The following is a 21,450-nucleotide window of genomic DNA, read 5'->3' as shown; positions in this document are numbered from 1 at the left end:
ACGAATGCAAAGGGTACTGGAAAATAAACAGGTAGCGGTGGTCGGTCTCGGACTGACCGGGCACGCCTGTGTGCGTTTTCTGTGTGCCCGCGGTGCCGGGGTGATGGCTTTTGACAGCCGCTCTGAGCTCAACACCCAATTGCCTGAAAAGGTGGAAGTACATCTTGGGGCTTTCGACGCCAGTCTGTTGTGCCGGGCACAGCTGATTATACTCAGCCCCGGCGTTTCTCTGGCTGAACCCGCCATTCAGCAGGCTCTAAAAGCAGGCATCGAAGTCATCGGCGATGTGGAACTCTTTGCGCGCTTTAATCAGCGGCCGGTGCTTGGCATTACCGGCTCCAATGGTAAGAGTACGGTTACAGAACTGACCGCAGCCATGCTTGAAGCCAGTGGTATCAGGGCTGTCTGTGGCGGTAATATCGGCACACCAGTGCTGGAGTTACTGGAGCAGGATTATGACATTGCAGTGCTGGAACTCTCCAGTTTCCAGCTGGAGACTCTGGACTCTCTGCCAATGCTGGCCGCCACCGTATTAAATATCAGCCCCGACCATCTCGATCGTTACGCGGATTTGCAGGCTTACCGCCAGGCTAAGTTACGCATATACAAAAATGCGGCCTTGCAGGTGGTTAACCGGGATGATCCACTGACCCTGCCCGAATCAGGCAGTGGTGCTGAAGTGTCACAGTTGAGCTTTGGTTTATCCGAGGCCAGAGAGGGCTTTGGTTATCAGGTTCATAGTCAGTTAATCACCCGGGACGGTGAGGCGCTGCTGAATTTTGAACAGTGTCAACTGGTGGGACAGCACAACCTGCTGAATATTCAGGCTGCCGCCGCACTGGCATTCGCTGCAGGTGCAAGTGAAGAAGGTATAAGATCAGCAGTCCAGAACTTTAAAGGGCTTCCCCATCGCTGTGAAAAAGTTCGCGAACACCGGGGAGTGGTTTGGATTAATGATTCCAAAGGAACCAATATTGGTGCCACAGAAGCGGCCATTGCCGGGTTACGCCCGCAGGTCAAAGGGCAGTTGCTGCTGATTGCCGGTGGTGATGGTAAAGGAGCTGATTTTAATCAGTTGCAACCAGCATTGCAGGCAGTCGACAAACTGATATGTCTGGGTAAGGATGCAGAGCAAATTGCCACAATGAAACCCGGTGCGCTGAGAGTGGCGAGCATGCAGGCAGCTGTTGCTGCGGCTGATTCTCTGACGCAAGCCGGTGATATGGTGCTGCTGTCACCGGCCTGTGCCAGTCTGGATATGTTTGATAACTATCAGCATCGGGGACAGGTTTTTGCTCAGGCAGTGGAGGCGCTGGTATGACCGTAGCAACAACGGCTAATCATTTGCAGCGCTTGTTCCAGCTTCGTCACAGTGCGCGGGGCATGAGGCCTTATGATTTAGGACTGCTTTTGATTGCACTGGCGCTGATGAGTATCGGACTGATGGTGGTCACCTCAGCATCCATGCCGACTGCGGCCAGGTTATTTGATAATCCGTTTCATTTTGCGATTCGCCACGGTATCTACCTGGTATTGGCTGTCATTGCTGCACTGGTGACACTACAGATCCCGATGCGCTGGTGGCAGGCCAGCAATGTCTATTTATTACTGTTATCTCTGTTGCTACTGGTTGCTGTGCTGGTGGCCGGTCGTACGGTCAATGGTGCCACGCGTTGGCTGGCCATTGGTCCATTGACAATACAGGCTGCAGAACCAGCCAAGTTATTTTTCTTCTGCTATCTGGCTGGTTATCTGGTGCGTCGCTATGAAGAAGTCACAGAGAACCTGAAAGGCTTTATCAAGCCGCTGGCCGTGTTGTTTTTCCTTGCTCTGCTTTTGCTGATGCAACCGGATTTAGGCACTGTGGTAGTGATGTTTGCTACTACTGTCGGGTTACTTTTTCTTGCCGGAGCCAGGTTGTGGCAGTTCTTTGGCTTGCTGTTAAGTGGCCTCAGCGCGGTGGTGGCGTTGATTATGTTTGAAGAATACCGGCTCAGACGTATCACGGCCTTTCTGGACCCCTGGGCCGATCCCTTCGGTAGTGGTTATCAGTTGACCCAGTCTTTAATGGCCTATGGCCGGGGTGACTTGTTTGGTCAGGGACTGGGTAACAGCTTGCAAAAGCTGGAGTACCTTCCAGAGGCTCATACTGATTTTATTATGGCGATTCTTGCCGAAGAACTTGGCTTTGTCGGTGTCTGTGCGGTATTGGCGCTGTTGATGATGTTGGTACTTAAAGCACTCAGACTGGGTAATCTTGCGTTACAACAGGAGCGACCTTTCGAAGGCTATCTCGCCCATTCCATCGGCATATGGTTTGCCTTTCAGACCACCGTTAATGTCGGGGCCAGCGCAGGGCTTCTTCCGACAAAAGGGTTGACGTTACCTTTAGTCAGCTATGGCGGTAACAGCCTTATTCTGATGTGTGTAGCGGTAGCTATCCTGGTACGCATCGATTTTGAATTACGTATGGATGGTGTGCAGGCGATCAGTGAAGAGAGAAAGAAAGGGAGGGGCAAATGACGCCTACCCTGATGATCATGGCTGGTGGTACCGGCGGGCATATTTTCCCTGGCCTGGCAGTAGCGGACTATCTGAGAGGACTTGGCTGGCGAATCCATTGGCTCGGCACGGCCGCGCGGCTGGAAGCTGATTTGGTGCCCAGAGCCGGGTATCCGATTGCCTATTTGTCGGTACAGGGAGTCAGGGGTAATGGAATGTTGCGGTTATTGGCCGCGCCCTTTCAGATACTCAGGGCAGTCTGGCAGGCACGCAAGGCTTTGCGTCAATGTCAGCCGGATCTGGTGCTTGGCATGGGAGGCTTTGCCAGCGGTCCCGGCGGAGTCGCGGCCTGGTTAAGCGGCGTGCCGCTGGTGATCCATGAACAGAACGCGGTGCCGGGAATGACGAACAAGTTGCTCAGTCACCTTGCCAGCAAAGTGCTGATGGGTTTTGAAGGTGCCTTTGGTGTCCAGCCCGATGATAAATATCAATGGGTGGGCAATCCGGTGCGGGCCGACTTTTCCACAATTGAACGGCGCAATCTGGTTAAGGAAGACAGAGTCAGAGTGCTGGTTGTAGGCGGTAGTCTGGGCGCCCGGGTGCTCAATCAATCCTTGCCCGGCATCTTTGCAACTTTGTCCGGCCTGGATATCCGGCATCAGTGCGGCAAGGGTAATCGTGAGGAAGTGGAACAACAATATCAGTCAAAAATGAACGGGGAGCAACACTGGCAGATAGAGGAATTTATTACCGATATGGCCGGTGCTTTCGCCTGGGCGGATTTGATTATCTGTCGGGCTGGTGCGCTGACAGTATCAGAGGTGGCACTGGCGGGTCTGCCTGCGGTTTTTGTACCTCTGCCCCACGCGGTGGATGATCATCAGAGCAAAAATGCCCGGGTGCTGGTTGAGGCCGGAGCCGCCATACTGGCCCCTCAGGATACTCTGAGTGGTGAAGAATTCAGGCTCAGATTGCAGCAGTTAATTAGTGATCCGGCCAGCCTGAAAGCCATGGCCATAGCAGCACAAAAGGTTGCTCGTCCGGATGCTACCGCTCAGGTAGCAGAATGTTGTCGGTTTATAGTGGAGCAGAAGTTATGACAGTCCAGGCATCCTATGCAGTGCCGGAGATGCGCCGGATTAAATGCATTCATTTTATCGGTATCGGTGGTGCCGGTATGGGTGGAATTGCAGAGGTATTGCTCAACGAGGGCTACCAGATATCGGGTTCTGATCTGCAGGCCAGTGCCATGACCGCCCGCCTGCAGAAAAAAGGTGCCAGGGTTTTTATTGGCCATCAGCAGGATAATATTCAGGGCGTGGATGTGGTGGTCGTGTCCAGCGCCATCGACCCTGAAAACCCTGAAATTCAGGCCGCCAGAGCAAAACGTATACCCGTTATCCGCCGCGCCGAGATGCTGGCAGAGTTAATGCGTTTTCGCCATGGAATTGCCGTGGCTGGTACCCATGGAAAAACCACTACCACCAGTTTACTGGCTACTATCTTCGCTCATGCAGGCAAGGATCCGACCTTTGTGATAGGTGGTTTGCTTAACAGTGCAGGCACCAATGCCCGGCTTGGCAGTAGTCGCTATCTGATTGCCGAAGCCGATGAGAGTGATGCCTCCTTTTTGCATTTACAGCCTATGGTGTCGGTGGTGACCAATATTGAAGCAGATCATATGGGTACCTACGAGGGCGATTTCCAGCGCATGCTGGATACCTACATCGACTTTTTGCATAACCTGCCCTTCTATGGATTAGCAGTGGTGTGCGGGGATGATCCTGTGGTCATGGATTTGTTGCCCAGAATCGGCCGACAGACACTGACCTATGGTTTTTCTGAGCAGCGGGATGTGCGTGCAACGGATGTTCGTCATGGTTTTAATCACAGCCTCTTCAGGGTGCAGACTAACAACGGTCATGACTTTGAAGTCAGGCTGGGTCTGCCGGGGAAACATAATGTCCTCAATGCGCTGGCCGCCATCACTGTGGCGCTGGAAGAAGGCCTGGAACAACAGGCTATTGTCGAGGCGTTATCCTCTTTCGAGGGCATTGGACGGCGCTTCGAATATCTTGGGGAATATGATACCGGCAAAGGGAAGGCGATTCTGGTGGACGATTACGGCCACCACCCCACAGAAGTCGAGGCCACGATTGCCACGGCCCGCAGCAACTGGCCTGATCGCCGTCTGGTAATGGCTTATCAGCCTCATCGATATACCCGCACCCGGGATCTGTATGAAGACTTTGTGCGGGTATTGTCACAGGTAGATGTGTTGTTGCTGCTGGAAATCTATCCGGCAGGTGAAGCGCCTGTAGAAGGCGTAGACAGCAAATCACTGTGCCGTTCTATTCGTCAGCGGGGACAGATTGAACCCGTTTACGTGGCGGATGTAGGAGAATTGCCCGGGGTACTCGCCGATGTCATTGAAGACAATGATCTGGTCATGACCCAGGGAGCAGGCAACATTGGCAATCTGGCGAAAAGGCTTCAGTCGCTGCAGTTAAATATCAGTCAGATGCAAACATCCGGGGAGAGCAACTGATGCAGGTCTCTGAATTCGGAAAAGTGGCGGTGATGTTCGGTGGTAACTCCGCAGAGCGGGACGTGTCTCTGAAATCAGGGACGGCGGTATTACAGGCGCTGTTAAAGGCTGGCGTCGATGCTCATGCTTTTGACCCGGCAGAGCAGCCCCTTTCTGTGTTGCTCGACGAGCAGTTCGACAGGGTGCTTATCATGCTGCATGGACGGGGTGGTGAAGATGGCAGCATGCAGGGCGCGCTGCAATTACTGGGTTTGCCTTATACCGGCTCAGGGGTGTTGGGTTCCGCATTGGCAATGGATAAAATTCGCAGCAAACAGCTATGGCAGAGCCTGGATTTGCCAACATCGGCCTTTGTGGTGGCAGAAAAATCCACCTTTGAAGCGGCAGGTTGTGAAGATATAATTGCGCGGTTGGGCGGAACCGTCATGGTTAAACCTGCCCGAGAGGGTTCCAGCATTGGTATGGCCAAAGTCACCTCTGCCGATGCACTCCGTCAGGCTGTGACTGCGGCCTTTGAATATGACAATGAAGTTTTGCTTGAGCGTTATATTCAGGGGCGTGAGTTTACCGTCAGTCTGCTTCAGGGCCAGGCGCTCCCTTCGATTCGAATGCAAACTCCCCGGGACTTTTACGATTATGAAGCCAAGTATCAGGCATCCAGCACCGAGTATTTTTGTCCCGGCGGACTGTCTGACGAGCTGGAGCTGAGATTGGCAGACCTCGCCCAACAGGCGTTTAAAGCTGTGGGCGGAAGTGGCTGGGGCAGAGTTGATTTTATGCAGGATACTGAGGGTAATTTTTATTTGCTTGAAGCCAATACTGTGCCCGGGATGACACAGAAGAGTCTGGTACCCATGGCGGCCCGGCAAGCCGGAATTGATTTCGGGCAATTATCACTGTCGATTTTGCAAACCAGTAAGGAGTGCAGATGACCCAACTGGTGGTGAGGGAGAGAAAACAACTCAGCCTGTGGCTGGGGTTAGTCTTTCTGGCCACAGTGCTGGCAGCCCTGGGTTATGGGTTCTATCAACTGAATGCCTGGCTGGAGGATGAACAAAAACTGCCGGTTAAGGAAATCCGCTTAAGCGGTGACTTTAAGTATATCTCTGAACAGGATGTGAACAGAGCTGTCAGGACTAATCAGCCCGGCAGTTTTTTCCAGCTGGATGTCAGACAGGCCAGAGCCGATATAGAGGCGCTGCCCTGGGTTTACCGGGCATCGGTGCGTAAAGACTGGCCGAATAATTTACATGTACATCTGGTTGAACAGGTTGCAGTGGCACGCTGGAATGAAGACATGCTGCTGAATGAACGGGCGGAGAGCTTTGTTGCAAGATTGCCTCAAGGCCTTGAACTGCCCGACTTGTTTGGCCCCCAGGGCAGCGAAGAGGCGGCTCTGGACGGATATCGAGCGATGCTGGCTTTGTTGCAGCAAAGTGGTTTCAGCATTAGCGAACTGGTTCTGACAGAGCGGTTTGCCTGGCATGTGAAGTTAAATAATGAGCTGGAACTGAATCTCGGACGCAGTGAGTTTATCGACAGATTGCAGCGTTTTGTGGATATCTATCCCCTGCTGATGCAGGGGCAGCGTAAGCCCGAATATGTTGACCTGCGTTATGACACAGGTCTTGCCGTAGGCTGGAAAGAGCCGGATGAACAGCAGAGCTGAAAATGATGATGTGGTTAGTATCGAAGCGGAAAATCAAAGCAGTAATTATGGAGCCGACAGGTGTCTAAGGTAACGGATCGCAATTTAATCGTAGGGCTGGACATTGGCACCAGTCAGGTCAAGGCTGTGGTCGGGGAAATCCTCGATGATGGTGGCATCAGCGTTGTGGGTGTTGGTACCCATGCGGCCCGGGGCATGGACAAAGGCGGGGTCAATGATCTGAACCTGGTGGTGCAGTCGGTACAAAGCGCCATCAATGAAATGGAGCTGATGGCCGATTGCCGGGTATCCTCGGTATTTATGTCTATATCCGGTCGCCATGTGCAGTGTCAGAATGAAAATGGCATGGTGCCGATCAATAACAAGGAAGTGACCCAGGAAGATGTGGACAATGTGATCCATGCAGCCCGCTCTGTTCCCATCGCGGCGGAAAGACGGTTATTGCATGTGTTGCCACAGGAATTCACCATTGATGTGCAGGAGGGGATCAAGAATCCCGTTGGTATGTCAGGGGTCAGAATGGAGGCGGAAGCGCATATCATCACCTGTGCCGATGATATGGCCAAGAACCTGGTCAAATGTGTGGAGCGCTGTGAGCTGAATGATGATCAGCTTATTTTCTCTGCGCTGGCGTCCAGTTATGCGGTGCTTACCGATGATGAGAAGGAACTGGGTGTCTGTGTGGTGGATATCGGTGGTGGCACCATCGATATTGTGATCTACACCGATGGTGCCATCCGCCATACGGCAGTTATCCCGGTGGCAGGTAACCAGATTACCAGTGATATCGCAAAAATCTTCCGCACGCCTTTAAGCCACGCCGAAGAGATCAAAATTAATTACGCCTGTGCCCTCAAAGACATGGTCAGCATGGAAGAGAGCATTGAAGTGCCCAGCGTTGGCGGACGTCCGCCCAGAGCCATGTCCAGACATACACTGGCGGAGGTGATTGAGCCGCGTTATCAGGAGTTGTTTGAGCTGGTACATGAACAGATCCGGAACAGCGGTCTGGAAGAACAGATCGCTGCCGGTATCGTGCTCACTGGTGGCACAGCGAAAATGGAAGGCGCGGTTGAGTTTGCTGAGGAGATTTTTCAGATGCCGGTCAGAGTGGGGCAACCCCTTAATATTAAAGGCTTGTCGGAGTATGTGGAGGATGCCACCTTCGCCACAGTGATCGGGTTATTGCAATACGGGAAAGAGCATTGGCGGGCCAGACAACTGGCCCAACAAAAGGCCTCGCAGGGCATTTGGCACAGGGTACAGAGTTGGTTTAAGGGTGAGTTCTGAGCACCTTTTGAATGATAAGTTTAGCGGGATCTGGCCCGGTACAGGGTCAGGTGTTGTTAAGGACAAAACCGGAGAGAGAGTATGTTTGAATTAATGGACAGTCATAACGAAGAAGCAGTAATAAAAGTCATAGGTGTAGGCGGTGGCGGCGGCAACGCTGTCGAGCATATGCTCGCCCATAATATTGAAGGGGTTGAGTTTATCGCCGTCAATACAGACGCCCAGGTGCTGAGAAGCTCCAAGGCCAATGTCACCTTACAGATCGGCTCTGGAGTGACCAAGGGTCTGGGAGCAGGCGCCAACCCGGCCATAGGCCGCCAGGCCGCTGAAGAAGACAGCGAGACCATTCAGGAGTGCCTGCAGGGCGCTGATATGGTGTTTATTACCGCAGGCATGGGTGGCGGTACAGGTACAGGTGCAGCTCCTGAGGTGGCCCGTATTGCCAAGGAAATGGGTATTCTTACCGTTGCGGTAGTGACCAAACCCTTTCCTTTTGAAGGACGTAAACGTATTGAGTTTGCTGAGCAGGGTATTGATGAGCTGTCCAAATATGTGGACTCACTGATCACTATCCCTAATGAAAAACTACTGAAAGTGATGGGCCGTGGTACGCCACTGTTACAGGCATTCAGTGCCGCAAATGATGTACTGCGTGGTGCGGTACAGGGCATCGCCGAACTGATTACCCGTCCGGGCCTGATCAATGTGGACTTTGCTGACGTACGAACCGTTATGTCCGAGATGGGCATGGCGATGATGGGTAATGGCGTGGCCCGTGGTGAAGATCGCGCTGAGGAAGCGGCAGAAGCTGCCATTGCCTGTCCGCTGCTGGAAGACATCGATCTCTCAGGCGCCCGCGGCATTCTGGTGAATATTACCGCTGGCCCTGATTTTGCCATCGACGAGTTTGAAACCGTGGGCAACGCGATAAAAGCCTTCGCCTCTGAAAATGCCACCGTGGTAGTGGGAACCGTTATTGATATGGAAATGTCAGACGAATTACGGGTAACCCTGGTGGCCACCGGCATCGGTGCCGAACGCAAGCCGGAAATTTCGCTGGTGAGCAATCGCAGCTCAGGGCGTTATGGTAATGAAGCCAATGACTTTAAACTGCAGTCTGCAGGCGCAGCTGAGAAAGCGGCTCAGCCTCAGGAGAAGACGGCTTCGATGACCCAATCAGAGGAAAAAGCCGAACAAAACAATGACCTGGAATATCTGGATATTCCGGCCTTTTTACGCAAGCAGGCGGATTAAAGGGTGCACCTTTTTGGTGATTTGTTGTCACACAAATTTCATATTGGCAAATAAGTTCAGAGTTTTCTGTAACTTAGCCAATCAGGAATTTTTGACAAATGGTGGTCAAACCACTAAAATACGCGCCCTTTTGCATGCTGGTTAATTATTGAGCTATAGCAAGATGATCAAACAACGTACTCTGAAACAATCTGTACAGGTCACAGGAATAGGTCTGCATAAAGGTGACAAGGTCACCATGACTCTCCGACCCGCGCCGGCGAACACAGGAATCGTGTTCCGTCGCGTTGACCTGGAGCCTTTTGTGGATATACCAGCCCGTGCCGATGCGGTAGGGGATACGATGTTGTGCACTTGCCTTAGTAATGATGACGGTACCAGTATTTCCACGGTAGAGCATTTGTCCTCGGCCCTTGCCGGTATGGGCGTGGATAACATTATCGTCGAAGTGGACGCTAATGAGTTGCCTATCATGGATGGCAGCGCCAGTCCTTTTGTTTTTTTGTTGCAGTCTGCCGGGATTGAAGAGCAAAACGTTGCCAAGAAGTTTATCCGGGTAACCAGAACCGTGCGCGTAGAAGACGGTGAAAAGTGGGCCGAACTCAGGCCTCATAATGGTTTCAGGGTGGATTTCAGAATTGACTTCGAACATCCGGTGATCAGCCAGACCCGCCAGCACATGGTGATGGATTTTGACACCTCCTCCTATATTGATGAAGTCAGCCGGGCCCGTACCTTTGGCTTTATGAAAGATCTGGAATATATGCACGCCCATGATCTGGCCTTAGGCGGCAGCATGGAAAATGCTGTAGCTCTGGACGATTACCGAGTCTTAAATCAGGAAGGTCTGCGCTACGAAGATGAGTTTCTCAAGCATAAGATCCTTGATGCCATCGGTGATCTGTATCTTGGTGGTCACGCTATTATCGGCGAACTCTGTGCATACAAGTCAGGCCATGGTCTGAATAACAAACTGCTCAATCAATTGTTGGCTCAGCGGGATTGCTGGGAATATGTCAGCTATGAGTCTGAAGACAAACTGCCGATTCAGTTTGGCTCACCGGTGATGGCCGGATAACCCATATCCTGATTCATAATGCCGCTTACAGCGGCATTATTGTTTCTGGCACATTATATGCGTTACGTTATTGCACAGAGAGTAGCCACAGAGCGGGTCGTATAGATCCAGGCACAAGGTTATGAACTCAAACTGCAGACAAACTTTTTTTTAGGATCAACACAGTTTAGAATCAAAACAATGTGAACGGCCCGGAATGACGGGCGATAAGTAATTTCCGGCGCTGTTGGGGCGTAACATCAAGGGTAGCAATGAGTTTAACGCTGGTAATCAGAACGAATAAAACACGCTTTCGCTTCAGCTTAAGTCGTCGGCAAATGCTTGCCGCTCTGGTGGTGACGCTGGCACTGACCTTTATTGCAGCCAGAACAACCGATCCCCTGTCTGACGGTGCCGAGCGGGTTGTTTACACTCAGACTGGCCTGCAACAGCAAAAACAGGAAGTGGAACAACTGAAGCAAACCACTGAACAACAATTGACCGGTATGCTGGTCAAAATGGGTGAAATGCAGGGCCAGCTGCTCAGACTCAATGCTCTGGGTGAAAAGCTGGTGGCGGAATCCAGCCTTAACGCACAGGAATTCAACTTTTCCGATCTGCCCGCAACCGGTGGCCCTACCCATGAAGTGGCCGATCTGGATTTGGCCTCTGCTGATAACCTTATTCGTCGTATGGATGAGATGCTGGCGCAACTGGACAATAAAACTAAGCAATTGCAGGTGCTTGAATCTGTATTACGGCATCACCATATAGAAGAGCAGAGCGCGATTGCTGGCCGCCCTATACAATCTGGCTGGCTGTCCTCCTATTATGGAGTCAGGAAAGATCCCTTCTCAGGCATGCCGGCCATGCATAAAGGGGTGGATTTTGCTGGCAGTGAGGGAGATGCGGTGGTTGTCACCGGTGCCGGGCTGGTAACCTGGGCCGGTGAGCGTTATGGTTATGGCAATCTGGTGGAAGTGGAGCATGGCAATGGCCTTGTCACACGCTATGCCCATAATAAAGAAATCGAGGTACAGGTAGGGGATGTGGTGACCAAAGGGCAGGTCATTGCTGTGATGGGCTCCACCGGGCGCTCAACAGGACCCCATGTACATTACGAGGTAATAAAGAAAGGGAAGCAGATCGATCCATTGCCATTCGTATACCGAAAGGGTTAATGACCTGATATCCCCGGAGTCTGACTCCTGTTTGATATTTGCACAATCGGCTTAAGGCCGATTGTTTTGTTTGTCTCATCCGTGAGACAAACCCGCTGCGCGGGGGAAGCTAAAGCTGTCCTGAAACGCTCCGGGCGTTTCCTGGTGTTTGTCTCGTCCGTGAGGCAGATTCGGCATGCGGGCTAACTGAAAATGAGGGGTTTTGCACTGTTGTTTGACGCTATCCATAGTGCAGAATCGATAATTGAATTTAGATAATTGGAAGCCGTAAATCCATGTTTTCGAGCATTTTTACAAAGATATTTGGTAGCCGTAACGACAGAACAATTAAAAAGCTGCGTAAAGTGGTCGAAGTCATCAATCAGATGGAGCCTGAATACGAGGCGCTCAGCGATGAGCAACTCAAACAGAAAACCACCGAATTTAAAGAACGCCTGAGTCAGGGGCAAAGCAGTGAAGACATTCTTCCTGAAGCCTTTGCCGTGGTTCGCGAAGCCAGCAAACGTGTGTTCAAGATGCGTCATTTTGATGTACAGCTGGTTGGCGGCATGGTGCTTCATGATGGCAAAATATCCGAGATGCGGACCGGTGAGGGTAAGACCCTGACCGCGACTTTACCTGCCTATCTTAATGGCGTTACAGGTAAAGGCGTGCATGTGATTACAGTCAACGATTATCTGGCCCGCCGGGACGCCGAGTGGAATCGTCCCTTATTTGAATTCCTGGGTCTTACGGTGGGCTGTAATGTGCCTGGTATGTCTCATGAGCAGAAGAAAGCCGCTTATGCGGCGGATATTACTTACGGCACCAATAATGAGTTCGGCTTCGATTATCTGCGTGACAATATGGCGTTCAGTCCCGATGACCGGGTTCAGCGGCCTCTGCATTATGCAGTTGTGGACGAGGTTGACTCTATTCTGATCGATGAGGCCAGAACGCCGCTGATCATCTCCGGTCAGGCCGATGACAGCTCTGAATTGTATCAACGGGTTAATGCCATTATTCCTGAACTGCAATTGCAGGAAAAAGAAGACGAGGAAGGTAAAGAGGGTGACGGTGATTTCACTATCGATGAGAAAGCCAAGCAGATTCATCTGACTGAGCGCGGCCAGGTGCACGTGGAAGAAATCATGCACAAGAATGGCCTGTTGCCTGAAGGCGAATCTCTGTATGCGGCCGCGAATATCTCGCTGATGCACCATGTCAACGCGGCTTTAAGGGCGCATAAGCTGTTTCAGCGTGACGTCGATTACATTGTCAAGGAAGGTGAGATCATCATTGTTGATGAGCACACCGGCCGGACCATGGAAGGCCGTCGCTGGTCTGAAGGCCTGCACCAGGCCGTTGAAGCCAAAGAAGGGGTCAAGATCCAACATGAAAACCAGACTCTGGCCTCTATTACCTTCCAGAATTATTTCCGCCTGTATGACAAACTGGCGGGAATGACAGGTACCGCAGATACCGAGGCCTTTGAATTTCAGTCCATCTACGGTCTGGAAACTGTGGTTATCCCCACCAACAAACCTATGATCCGCGATGATCGTGCAGATTTGATTTACCTGACGGCTGAAGAAAAGTACGAAGCTATTATTGACGATATCAAAGAGTGTGTGAAAAAGGGCCGTCCGGTATTGGTGGGTACCATTTCTATTGAAAACTCTGAGCTGCTCTCCACAGTGCTTAAAAAGAGCAAGATTCCTCACAAGGTACTGAATGCCAAGTTCCATGAGCAGGAAGCCGATATCATTGCTCAGGCCGGGCGGCCAGGTGCTGTGACCATCGCGACTAACATGGCGGGTCGTGGTACAGACATTGTGCTTGGTGGTAACTGGCAGGCTGAACTGGACAAGATCAAGGATCCCAAACCCGGTACCGTAGAGCGTATTGAGAAAGAGTGGCGGGAAGAGCACGATAAAGTGATTGAAGCCGGTGGCCTGCATATTATCGGCACCGAGCGTCATGAATCCCGTCGTATTGATAACCAGTTGCGTGGTCGTGCTGGTCGTCAGGGTGATCCTGGTTCATCCCGCTTTTACCTGTCACTGGAAGACTCGCTGATGCGTATCTTTGCCTCCGATCGCATGGCTAACATGATGAAGCGTCTGGGGATGGAGCGGGGCGAAGCCATTGAACATCCCTGGGTGACCAAGGCCATCGAAAACGCTCAGCGTAAGGTTGAGGCCCGTAACTTCGATATTCGTAAGCAATTACTGGAATTTGATGATGTTGCCAATGATCAGCGTAAGGTGATCTACGAGCAGCGCAACGACTTGCTGAATGAGTCTGATATCAGTGAAACCATAGAAGCGATTCGTGATGATGTGGTGGACACGGTGATCAGTCAGTATATTCCGCCGCAGTCACTGGCTGAAATGTGGGAAGTGCAAGGGCTGGAAGAGCGTCTGAAGTCAGACTTTCTGGTCGATCTGCCCATTCAGCAATGGCTGGATGAAGACGATAAGCTCTATGAAGAGGTGTTGCGCGAACGTATTCAGGAGTCGATCGCCAAGGCTTACAAAGCTAAAGAAGAAATGGTTGGAGCGCCTGTACTGCGCCAGTTCGAAAAAGCCATTATGCTGCAGAGCCTGGACAGTCACTGGAAAGAACATCTGGCTGCCATGGATCATCTGCGTCAGGGTATTCACCTTCGCGGTTATGCCCAGAAAAATCCCAAGCAGGAATATAAGCGCGAGTCCTTTGAGCTGTTTACGGAAATGCTGGAAAATCTGAAAATCGAGGTGATCAGCGTACTGAGTAAGGTTCAGGTCAGAGCCGAGTCTGATGTGGAAGCCGTAGATGAACAGCGCCGTAAGAGCCAGGAAAATCAGACTGAACGTCACCCCGGTGATAGTCAGGGTGAGGCCGGTACGCCACAGACGCAATTCCGCGAAGGGCAGAAAGTAGGACGTAATGACCCCTGTCCTTGTGGCTCGGGCAAAAAATACAAGCAATGCCACGGTAAGCTTTCATAACAAAGTGTATTTCGTATAAGGCCGGTAAATCCGGCCTTTATTTTTACTTATGGATGTTCAGTTGCTAAGACCCTATACGTAAAGCCGCATTATATCCTGCTGTGAAAGACGCCGTGCATCCTTCCCCGGAGGATTAGTTGTAGCATCCCTGCTACAAATACTTTCACAGCAGAGTATGCTGCGGCTGTAATGCGAGAGGGTGGCTGACCTGGCTATATTTGGGATTTGACTATGACAATCAAGCTCGTAAGGGTCGCCGTTGGCGTTATCCTTCAAAAGGACAAGGTCTTTATTACCCTGAGAGACGAGAACCTGCATCAGGGCGGAAAGTGGGAATTCCCCGGCGGTAAATGTGAGCAGGGCGAGACCGCACAACAGGCACTGGCTCGTGAGCTGCATGAAGAAACCGGCATCACCGTTAGTGCCAGCGAACCCTTTATGCAGATAGAGCACGACTATGGTGATAAAGCTGTTCGTCTCGAGGTATTTCTGGTTAAGGACTTTACGGGAGAGCCTCATGGCCGTGAAGGCCAGCAGGGACAATGGGCGCCGTTAACCGCATTGCCAGACTACCCCTTCCCCGATGCCAACCAGGCGATTATAGAAAAACTGCTGATAAACTCAGGCAGCAGAGGTCAGGAAAAGTAACTTTATATCAGTTGGTCATCAGCTGCCGGTATGGCATATCGCAAGACGCTGTGAACCCTTCCCTGGGCGCTCTTTAGTTTCGTCCCTGAAACTCAAAGCTTACGATATACCATCCCGGCCGCTCTGGTGAAAAGTGCGGAATTATTATTTGGATACGACCCTTTTTATTCCCGACCCTTTTTATTCCTTCGAAGAGAGACTGTGTTCATTTTCAACTACTCTTCGTCCGCTTGCTTATCTTCTAAAAGCCTTATTTCTGTACCATCCTGCAACAACTTATACGATTCATTGAGTTGTTGTACTGTTTCCGCACTAAACTCATCATCTTTGCTTGCTAGACAAGTCATAGAGCCACCCAAAGAATTGAATTTATGTATTTCCTTTATCGCCCTAGATAAATCATTGATCGCAGTGTCATTTTTTACAAACCCTTTCTCTTGAAGGGTCTTAACTACACTCTCAACTATTTCATCTTCTTTCTTCTCCAAGCGCCTTTCAGCAGTTTCCAATAAAGTTTCAAACTCTTCTTTGGGGAATAACTCTTTACAATCTTTTACGTTTTCAAGCTTAGTTTTTAAGTCGGTTAAAGAGACTGCTAAATCAGTCAAAGCCTTCAAAGATTCACAAATTAACTTCATAGCTGCAGCACCTGCTAATAAGTCCAGAATAAATGAACCTCTATCAGCATTTACAACTTCAAAGTCTTCTACAGGTTGGTCTATAGCAATAGAAAATCCACGAGCAATTAAGTGCCAACGCTTTGCCCAATCATTGAATTCAACTAGATTATTTATTGAAGCTTCATTATGAAAAGTTAAGCGAGTTAAGACTTTACCCTCTGGAACTTCAAAGGGCCTGATAAACTCGCTAGGAACAATAACAGGGAGAGCAGTTTTTGCTTGCGAAAATGCTTGTGCCGCCGTTTTCAAAGACTTTAAATATCTGTCTAAAGTGGAAATTACAAAATTTGTGTCATTGACGTGCATGTTAAAAAGTAAAGTGAATTCTTTTGTTGCCCCTTCCAACACGATTGAACTTACATTTAACTGGCGTAAACATTTTCTCTGATTGTTAGTTAGTGGGGTGTAGTCTACGTTATTAAGAGCACTCAGTACGGCATCTTTATCTTTGTTAAATGCAGGAATGGAAGCAGTTTTGGGAGTGGCGTTATTCTTTAACCGATTCATACACGCTTGAAGCAACGTATCTATTTTCTGCCCTTGAATCTGATCTAGATACCATAAAGATAACTCATGAATTTCATTGATTTGCATGTAGGCACAGGCTCTAAAGTTTCTACTTGTGAAATCTTTTATACCAGAAACCGCACTAGTTTACAGTGCATTAGGTAAACAAAGTCACTCGTGGGCAGATCTTGCATAGTGCACAGCCTTAGTAACTATCACGATCCTAAAAATAAAAAGGATCGATCCAAATTAAAATTCCGCAACTGACACAAAGCTGAAGGTTAGATTCGGTTACTCCCGACAAGCTAAAAGCGTCAGGACCGCTGTGAGCGATGGCAATTGCCATATCAATTGAGCCAGAACTGCTTCACGCCTTAGGCCGATAGACCTTAACATCCGTATAGCCTTGTTCATGCAGCAGCAAGGCCTGCATTCTGCTCATGACGCCACGGTCACAGTAAAGGTAGTAGTGTCGTTGCTGATCAAGGCCGGCAAACTGGCTGGAAAGGCGGTAGAAGGGCAGCCGTTTAACCTCTGAGTCTTCAACATGCAGGGGCGATCGCTCTTCTTCTTCAGGGCTGCGAATATCCAGTATCACTGCATCATCAGGCAGAGACTGAGTGGTTTCCACTTCCCTGACTTCCTCATCGGCTTCTTTAACGATACGACGAATATCCAGCACGTCTGCGGCTCGCACAACGCTCTCTATCAGTCCCTGATCGATCAATGCCTGTTGCTGCTCGACTTGTTCCAAATCTGCTTTTACCGTGGGGCGATTGGAAATCACGCCGCAATATTCGGGGATGCTTTTGCTCAGATCCTCGGTGCCGATGTCTCTGGCCAGGCTAATGATTTCAGATTTATCCATACAGATAAGGGGTCTGAGTACCAGTTTGTCGGTTGCCCGGTCGATGACGGCCAGATTAGAGAGTGTCTGACTGGACACCTGCCCCATGGCTTCTCCGGTAACCAGTGTCGATACCGCCAGGTTGTCAGCTACTATGGTGGCTGCCTGCAGCATCAGGCGTTTTAACACCACCCCCATCAGGCCGTTATCAACACGCTCGAGTATTTGCGCCACCACGGGCTCAAAGTTAACGCTGATAAACTTAACCTTGTGGGAGGCGCCAAAGCGCTGCCACAAATAGCAGGCCACCTGTTTTACCGCAATTTCGTGTTCGCTACCGCCCAGATTAAAGAAACAGTAATGGGTGCGGGCACCGCGACGGATCATCTGATAGCTGGATACGCCAGAGTCGAAGCCTCCGGAAATCAGTGAAACCACATCTTCCTGGGTTGGCAGCGGCATACCGCCAAGGCACCTGAATCTGTCATTGATGATTAGCAGTTGATCTTTGTCTACTTCCAGTTCTATCAGCACTTGCGGATTGGTCAGATCCACGCCTGCGGTGTCGCAATGCTGATTCAGGCCGCCACCCACATAGCGGGCGACATCCATGGAGGTGAATTCGTGTTTACCGCGGCGGCGAACCTTTACCGCAAAGCGTTTACCACTGAGCTTATCGCCCCAGACCGCTTTGACCTGCAGATAGATATCATGTAGATCCTGATAGTCGCTTTGCTGTACCTGCAGGCATTGTTCGATACCCGGAATGCGTTTGAGCTGGTCCAGCACCTGCGCCAGCTCATCAGGAGCAGTGGTTTTGGCTTCCAGAATCAGCTTGTCCCAGCGATTCCACAAGGCGATCCTGAAATCATAGGGCTTAAAAAGATTGCGGATATTGGATTCCAGAATGCGGGTAAAGCGCCGCCTGACCGAATCACTTTTTATGGTGATTTCGGGGTGCAGTTTGAGAATAAACTTCATATCGATGATGGGCCGGACAGTAAAGTGCGCGGATTATAGCAAAACTGATCTGGATACCCAATCAGGGTGGATAGGGTATTAACGATCAGGGTTCGACAATAGAAATCGGCCCTGCCTCCATGGCTTCGCCCTGATTGATGGTAATTTCCACCCGTCGGTTCTGGCTTCGCCCTTGTGCCGTGTTGTTGTCTCCAAGCGGACGGGTGTCCGCCATCCCTACCACCGACATGCGCGACTCGTCAAAGCCCTCTGCGCCGCGCATGGCTTCAGCGACCGCAACGGCCCTCTGGGCAGAGAGATCCCAGTTGGAACGGTAAAGCTCGTTGGAGATCTGTTGATCATCGCTGTGGCCGGACACTTCGATGGTGCCAGGGATATCCACCAACAGTCTGCCGACTTTGCGTAATACCGGAACAAACTGGGGCTGTAAAAAGGCAGAGCCTGCGGAGAAGGCACCATTCTCTTTTATTCTGATGGTTATCTGTTGCCCCAGCGATTCCATTTCAATTGCGCCGTCCATGATCTGCTGCTCTAGTTCCTGGGCAATCTTCTTCATTTGTTCGCTGCTCTGTTCGCTGGCGGACTGCGACGCGGCTGCACTTGGAGTGGCTTGTGCCGTTTGTTGCGATTTTCCGCCTCGCTGAGTGCCGCGCAATTTCTGCCGGCCTCCGGCGGAGTCTTCCTCACCGGCTTCAAATTCCAGCATTTGTTGGGTCATCTCAATGGTCTGTTGCTGGATATTCTCAATCGGAGTGGGGTCAGGCTTGCCGGGACGGAACTCCATCGCTATCACACTGGTGCCTTTGGGAATATCTTTGACTTCAATTTTGTTCTGTACACCGAAGGCAAACTTCATTGAACCGGCAATCTGTTTGAACTTAAGAACATCCATTTCGGAAAAGGCCAGCAATAGCACGAAAAAGCACATCAGTAATGACATCAGATCAGCAAAGGTCGCCATCCAGGCCGGCAGCCCGGGTGGTGGACATTTTGGACATTCCTGCTGTTGTTCAGCCATGCTATTTACTCATCCGGTTCACCGGCATTGCGCTTATTGGCGGCAAGATAGTTCTTCAGAAGACCTTCGATCACTCTTGGGTTCTGACCATCGGCGATGCCGAGAATTCCATCCAGTACCACGCTCTGGTTGAGTTTTTCCTGCTCTGCGCGGTTGGTCAGTTTATTGGCAATAGGAATGGCAATGACATTAGCGAAGAAGGCACCGTAAAGGGTCGTCAGCAGGGCGACCGCCATCGCCGGGCCTATGGCTTTAGGATCATCCATATTCGAAAGCATGGCGACCAGACCGATGAGGGTACCGATCATGCCCATAGCGGGGGCCACATCGCCCAGTGTTTTGAATATAGAAGCGCCGAATTCATGCCGTTCTGTGGTCATGGAAATATCTTTTGCCAGCGTCCCCCTGACCACATCTACATCGTGGCCATCCACCAGCATATCCACACCTTTCTGCATAAACCCGTTGTTGATTTCCGCTTCTTCAAGGGCCAGAAAGCCACCTTTACGGGCTGAATCGGCCATTTCAACAATCTTCTCAATCAGCTCTTCCGGTGATTCAATCCTGAACATAAAAGCTTTGGCGGCAATTTTCCCGGCAGCGAAGAACTGACCCAGGGTATAGGAGCTCATGACCACAAAAATGGAACCGCCAAACACAATCAGAATGGAGGGCACGTTGACAAACATCATGATATCGCCACCGAGCACCATGGCCATAACGATAAAGCCCATGGCCCCTAACATGCCGATCAGGGTTGCTAAATCCACACTTTTCTCCCCTAAAACCCTGGTTATCTAATCTTCCAGAACCTGTAAGACAACAGCTATAGATTACATATTGCCTTATTTCATGGCCTGGCAACAAGCCTGGCAAGCACTTATTCTGTCCTTTGCAGACAGGATAAGTAGTTGAGTTATTTCACCAATTTATCGACACTCAGAAATAATCCTGAAGCGTTTATACCTGAGTAGCCTTAAAGTATCCGGTAACTCCCGCTTAAACCCGCATATTTACGTTACTCAGGCTTAGTGTCTATGACAAAGTGTTTGACCCTTCATATCCCCTCGGGTAAGGTGCCAGACTCGTCTCAGGCCCGTTTGAGCGGAATCCTTTTAGCACAGTAATGACAGTAACTTCTTCCTATGACAAGCCGCAAAAAAAGTGAAAATCTGAGCTTTGAAGAAGCTCTGAAAGAGTTGGAGCAGATCGTTGAGCAGATGGAGCAGGGCGAGCTGCCCCTGGAACAGGCTTTGCAGCAATTTGAGCGGGGCGTGGAACTCACCAGGCTCAGTCAGAACCGTCTGCGTCAGGCCGAACAGAAAGTTCAGCAGTTACTTCAACAACAGGGGCAATCTGAGCTGGTACCTTTCTCAGAAGAGCCGCCCAAGTGACGCATTCAGGCTGGCACGAGGAGTTTGAGCAATACCAGCAAAGGGTAAATACTGGCCTCGAACACCAGTTACAGCAGCTACCCGCGCTGGCCCCAAGGCTGAAAGACGCCATGGCCTATGCGTTGCTGAATGGCGGAAAAAGGGTTCGTCCGGCGCTGGTTTATGCCTGCGGGCGAATGCTGGAACTCAAGCCCGATGCGCTTGATGCCCCGGCCATGGCGCTGGAATGTATCCATACCTATTCCTTAATTCATGATGATTTGCCGGCCATGGACAATGACGAACTGCGCCGTGGAAAGCCAACCTGTCACGTGGCTTTTGATGAGGCGTCAGCGATCCTGGCCGGGGATGCATTGCAGGCCATGGCTTTCGAAATTCTTGCCAGTATGCCACTACAGCAGGGAAAGGCAGATTATCGGTCTGCTGTGATCAGCATTCTGGCTAAAGCATCGGGGTACAGAGGCATGTGTGGTGGTCAGGCTCTGGATCTGGCAGCGACCGACAAGGCTGTGTCGGTCACCGAGCTCGAAGCCCTGCACAGGAGCAAAACCGGAGCCTTACTGGAGGCGGCATTATTGATGCCAGCGGCAATGGCTCAGCTCGAGCCTGATCAGGTAGCGAGACTGGCGGAATATGCCGGCGCCATAGGACTGGCATTTCAGGTACAGGACGATATTCTGGATATCACAGCCGATACCCAAACCCTGGGTAAGCCACAGGGCTCAGATGTATTGATGAAAAAGAGTACCTACCCGGCGTTACTGGGACTGGAAGGGGCTAAATCCCTGACAGAGCGTCTTTATCAAGAAGCACTTCAAGCCTTAGACGCTTTGCCCTACAATACCTCTTCACTGGCGTCCTTTGCGGACTACATCATTCATCGTAACCATTAGAAAAACCAC

The 21,450-nt window shown here is 50.8% G+C and carries 17 protein-coding genes and 2 pseudogenes; 15 read left to right on the top strand and 4 right to left on the bottom strand.

Features of this window, described 5'->3' with window-relative positions:
• The first annotated feature begins 4 nt into the window (after positions 1-4).
• The 13 genes and pseudogenes from murD to mutT all read left to right on the top strand — a co-directional run bounded on the left by murD (position 5) and on the right by mutT (position 15,121).
• Positions 5-1,321, top strand: coding sequence for a UDP-N-acetylmuramoyl-L-alanine--D-glutamate ligase (gene murD / locus AT746_RS16255; RefSeq protein ID WP_062482421.1), 1,317 nt, complete (start codon positions 5-7; stop codon positions 1,319-1,321).
• On the top strand, positions 1,318-2,523 hold the full coding sequence (gene ftsW / locus AT746_RS16250) for a cell division protein FtsW (RefSeq protein ID WP_082633312.1): 1,206 nt from the start codon (positions 1,318-1,320) through the stop codon (positions 2,521-2,523). The genes murD and ftsW overlap by 4 nt, the downstream gene beginning before the upstream one ends.
• On the top strand, positions 2,520-3,602 hold the full coding sequence (gene murG, locus AT746_RS16245; RefSeq protein WP_062482418.1) for an undecaprenyldiphospho-muramoylpentapeptide beta-N-acetylglucosaminyltransferase: 1,083 nt from the start codon (positions 2,520-2,522) through the stop codon (positions 3,600-3,602). The genes ftsW and murG overlap by 4 nt, the downstream gene beginning before the upstream one ends.
• Entirely contained in the window at positions 3,599-5,050 is a 1,452-nt protein-coding gene (murC, locus tag AT746_RS16240; protein WP_062482415.1) for a UDP-N-acetylmuramate--L-alanine ligase, read from the top strand. Before murG ends, murC begins: the two co-directional genes overlap by 4 nt.
• Positions 5,050-5,982, top strand: a complete 933-nt coding sequence (locus AT746_RS16235) for a D-alanine--D-alanine ligase (RefSeq protein WP_062482413.1) — start codon at positions 5,050-5,052, stop codon at positions 5,980-5,982. The genes murC and AT746_RS16235 overlap by 1 nt, the downstream gene beginning before the upstream one ends.
• Positions 5,979-6,719 carry a cell division protein FtsQ/DivIB gene (locus AT746_RS16230; RefSeq protein WP_062482409.1) on the top strand — a complete coding sequence of 247 codons (741 nt, stop codon included), beginning with the start codon at positions 5,979-5,981 and terminating at the stop codon, positions 6,717-6,719. The genes AT746_RS16235 and AT746_RS16230 overlap by 4 nt, the downstream gene beginning before the upstream one ends.
• A gap of 60 nt (positions 6,720-6,779) precedes the next feature.
• On the top strand, positions 6,780-8,009 hold the full coding sequence (gene ftsA, locus AT746_RS16225; protein WP_062482407.1) for a cell division protein FtsA: 1,230 nt from the start codon (positions 6,780-6,782) through the stop codon (positions 8,007-8,009).
• 81 nt (positions 8,010-8,090) lie between these two features.
• The gene (gene ftsZ, locus AT746_RS16220; RefSeq protein WP_062482404.1) at positions 8,091-9,263 is read left to right on the top strand and encodes a cell division protein FtsZ; all 1,173 of its coding nucleotides are present in this window, start codon (positions 8,091-8,093) and stop codon (positions 9,261-9,263) included.
• 163 nt (positions 9,264-9,426) lie between these two features.
• Positions 9,427-10,341 carry a UDP-3-O-acyl-N-acetylglucosamine deacetylase gene (gene lpxC / locus AT746_RS16215; RefSeq protein ID WP_062482402.1) on the top strand — a complete coding sequence of 305 codons (915 nt, stop codon included), beginning with the start codon at positions 9,427-9,429 and terminating at the stop codon, positions 10,339-10,341.
• Positions 10,342-10,592: 251 nt separating this feature from the next.
• Positions 10,593-11,501: a M23 family metallopeptidase gene (locus AT746_RS16210; RefSeq protein WP_062482399.1), complete on the top strand. Its 909-nt coding sequence runs from the start codon at positions 10,593-10,595 to the stop codon at positions 11,499-11,501.
• A gap of 275 nt (positions 11,502-11,776) precedes the next feature.
• Positions 11,777-14,315 (top strand): annotated as a pseudogene (gene secA, locus AT746_RS16205) (preprotein translocase subunit SecA); the annotation flags it as partial.
• A 62-nt stretch (positions 14,316-14,377) separates the two neighbouring features.
• Positions 14,378-14,473, top strand: a pseudogene (locus AT746_RS20305) (SEC-C metal-binding domain-containing protein); the annotation flags it as partial.
• Between the two features lie 237 nt (positions 14,474-14,710).
• The gene (gene mutT, locus AT746_RS16200) at positions 14,711-15,121 is read left to right on the top strand and encodes an 8-oxo-dGTP diphosphatase MutT (protein ID WP_062484319.1); all 411 of its coding nucleotides are present in this window, start codon (positions 14,711-14,713) and stop codon (positions 15,119-15,121) included.
• Positions 15,122-15,336: 215 nt separating this feature from the next.
• Here mutT and AT746_RS16195 read toward each other — a convergent pair whose 3' ends face one another.
• From AT746_RS16195 to pomA, 4 genes are all read right to left on the bottom strand, one after another.
• Entirely contained in the window at positions 15,337-16,395 is a 1,059-nt protein-coding gene (locus AT746_RS16195; protein ID WP_062482393.1) for a hypothetical protein, read from the bottom strand.
• Between the two features lie 280 nt (positions 16,396-16,675).
• On the bottom strand, positions 16,676-18,136 hold the full coding sequence (thiI, locus tag AT746_RS16190; protein WP_062482391.1) for a tRNA uracil 4-sulfurtransferase ThiI: 1,461 nt from the start codon (positions 18,134-18,136) through the stop codon (positions 16,676-16,678).
• 85 nt (positions 18,137-18,221) lie between these two features.
• Positions 18,222-19,154, bottom strand: coding sequence for a flagellar motor protein MotB (locus AT746_RS16185; RefSeq protein ID WP_062482390.1), 933 nt, complete (start codon positions 19,152-19,154; stop codon positions 18,222-18,224).
• A gap of 5 nt (positions 19,155-19,159) precedes the next feature.
• Entirely contained in the window at positions 19,160-19,924 is a 765-nt protein-coding gene (gene pomA, locus AT746_RS16180; RefSeq protein WP_062482388.1) for a flagellar motor protein PomA, read from the bottom strand.
• 375 nt (positions 19,925-20,299) lie between these two features.
• On the opposite strand from pomA, the gene xseB reads away from it, so the two are divergent.
• Both xseB and ispA read left to right on the top strand, forming a co-directional pair.
• Positions 20,300-20,548, top strand: coding sequence for an exodeoxyribonuclease VII small subunit (xseB, locus tag AT746_RS16175; protein WP_062482387.1), 249 nt, complete (start codon positions 20,300-20,302; stop codon positions 20,546-20,548).
• Entirely contained in the window at positions 20,545-21,441 is an 897-nt protein-coding gene (gene ispA / locus AT746_RS16170; protein WP_062482385.1) for a (2E,6E)-farnesyl diphosphate synthase, read from the top strand. The genes xseB and ispA overlap by 4 nt, the downstream gene beginning before the upstream one ends.
• Positions 21,442-21,450: the final 9 nt, after the last annotated feature.

The organism is Lacimicrobium alkaliphilum (assembly GCF_001466725.1).
In the GTDB taxonomy this organism is placed as follows: Bacteria; Pseudomonadota; Gammaproteobacteria; order Enterobacterales; family Alteromonadaceae; genus Lacimicrobium; species Lacimicrobium alkaliphilum_B.
Note: the sequence above shows the minus strand (reverse complement) of the source record. Positions and strands in the feature narration are given on the sequence as shown.

Coding starts and splice junctions, on each gene's coding strand:
- murC (WP_062482415.1), top strand. CDS start 3,599: ATGACAGTCCAGGCATCCTATGCAGTGCCGGAGATGCGCCGGATTAAA.
- AT746_RS16195 (WP_062482393.1), bottom strand. CDS start 16,395: ATGCAAATCAATGAAATTCATGAGTTATCTTTATGGTATCTAGATCAG.
- murD (WP_062482421.1), top strand. CDS start 5: ATGCAAAGGGTACTGGAAAATAAACAGGTAGCGGTGGTCGGTCTCGGA.
- AT746_RS16185 (WP_062482390.1), bottom strand. CDS start 19,154: ATGGCTGAACAACAGCAGGAATGTCCAAAATGTCCACCACCCGGGCTG.
- ftsW (WP_082633312.1), top strand. CDS start 1,318: ATGACCGTAGCAACAACGGCTAATCATTTGCAGCGCTTGTTCCAGCTT.
- AT746_RS16230 (WP_062482409.1), top strand. CDS start 5,979: ATGACCCAACTGGTGGTGAGGGAGAGAAAACAACTCAGCCTGTGGCTG.
- thiI (WP_062482391.1), bottom strand. CDS start 18,136: ATGAAGTTTATTCTCAAACTGCACCCCGAAATCACCATAAAAAGTGAT.
- AT746_RS16235 (WP_062482413.1), top strand. CDS start 5,050: ATGCAGGTCTCTGAATTCGGAAAAGTGGCGGTGATGTTCGGTGGTAAC.
- ftsZ (WP_062482404.1), top strand. CDS start 8,091: ATGTTTGAATTAATGGACAGTCATAACGAAGAAGCAGTAATAAAAGTC.
- xseB (WP_062482387.1), top strand. CDS start 20,300: ATGACAAGCCGCAAAAAAAGTGAAAATCTGAGCTTTGAAGAAGCTCTG.
- murG (WP_062482418.1), top strand. CDS start 2,520: ATGACGCCTACCCTGATGATCATGGCTGGTGGTACCGGCGGGCATATT.
- AT746_RS16210 (WP_062482399.1), top strand. CDS start 10,593: ATGAGTTTAACGCTGGTAATCAGAACGAATAAAACACGCTTTCGCTTC.
- lpxC (WP_062482402.1), top strand. CDS start 9,427: ATGATCAAACAACGTACTCTGAAACAATCTGTACAGGTCACAGGAATA.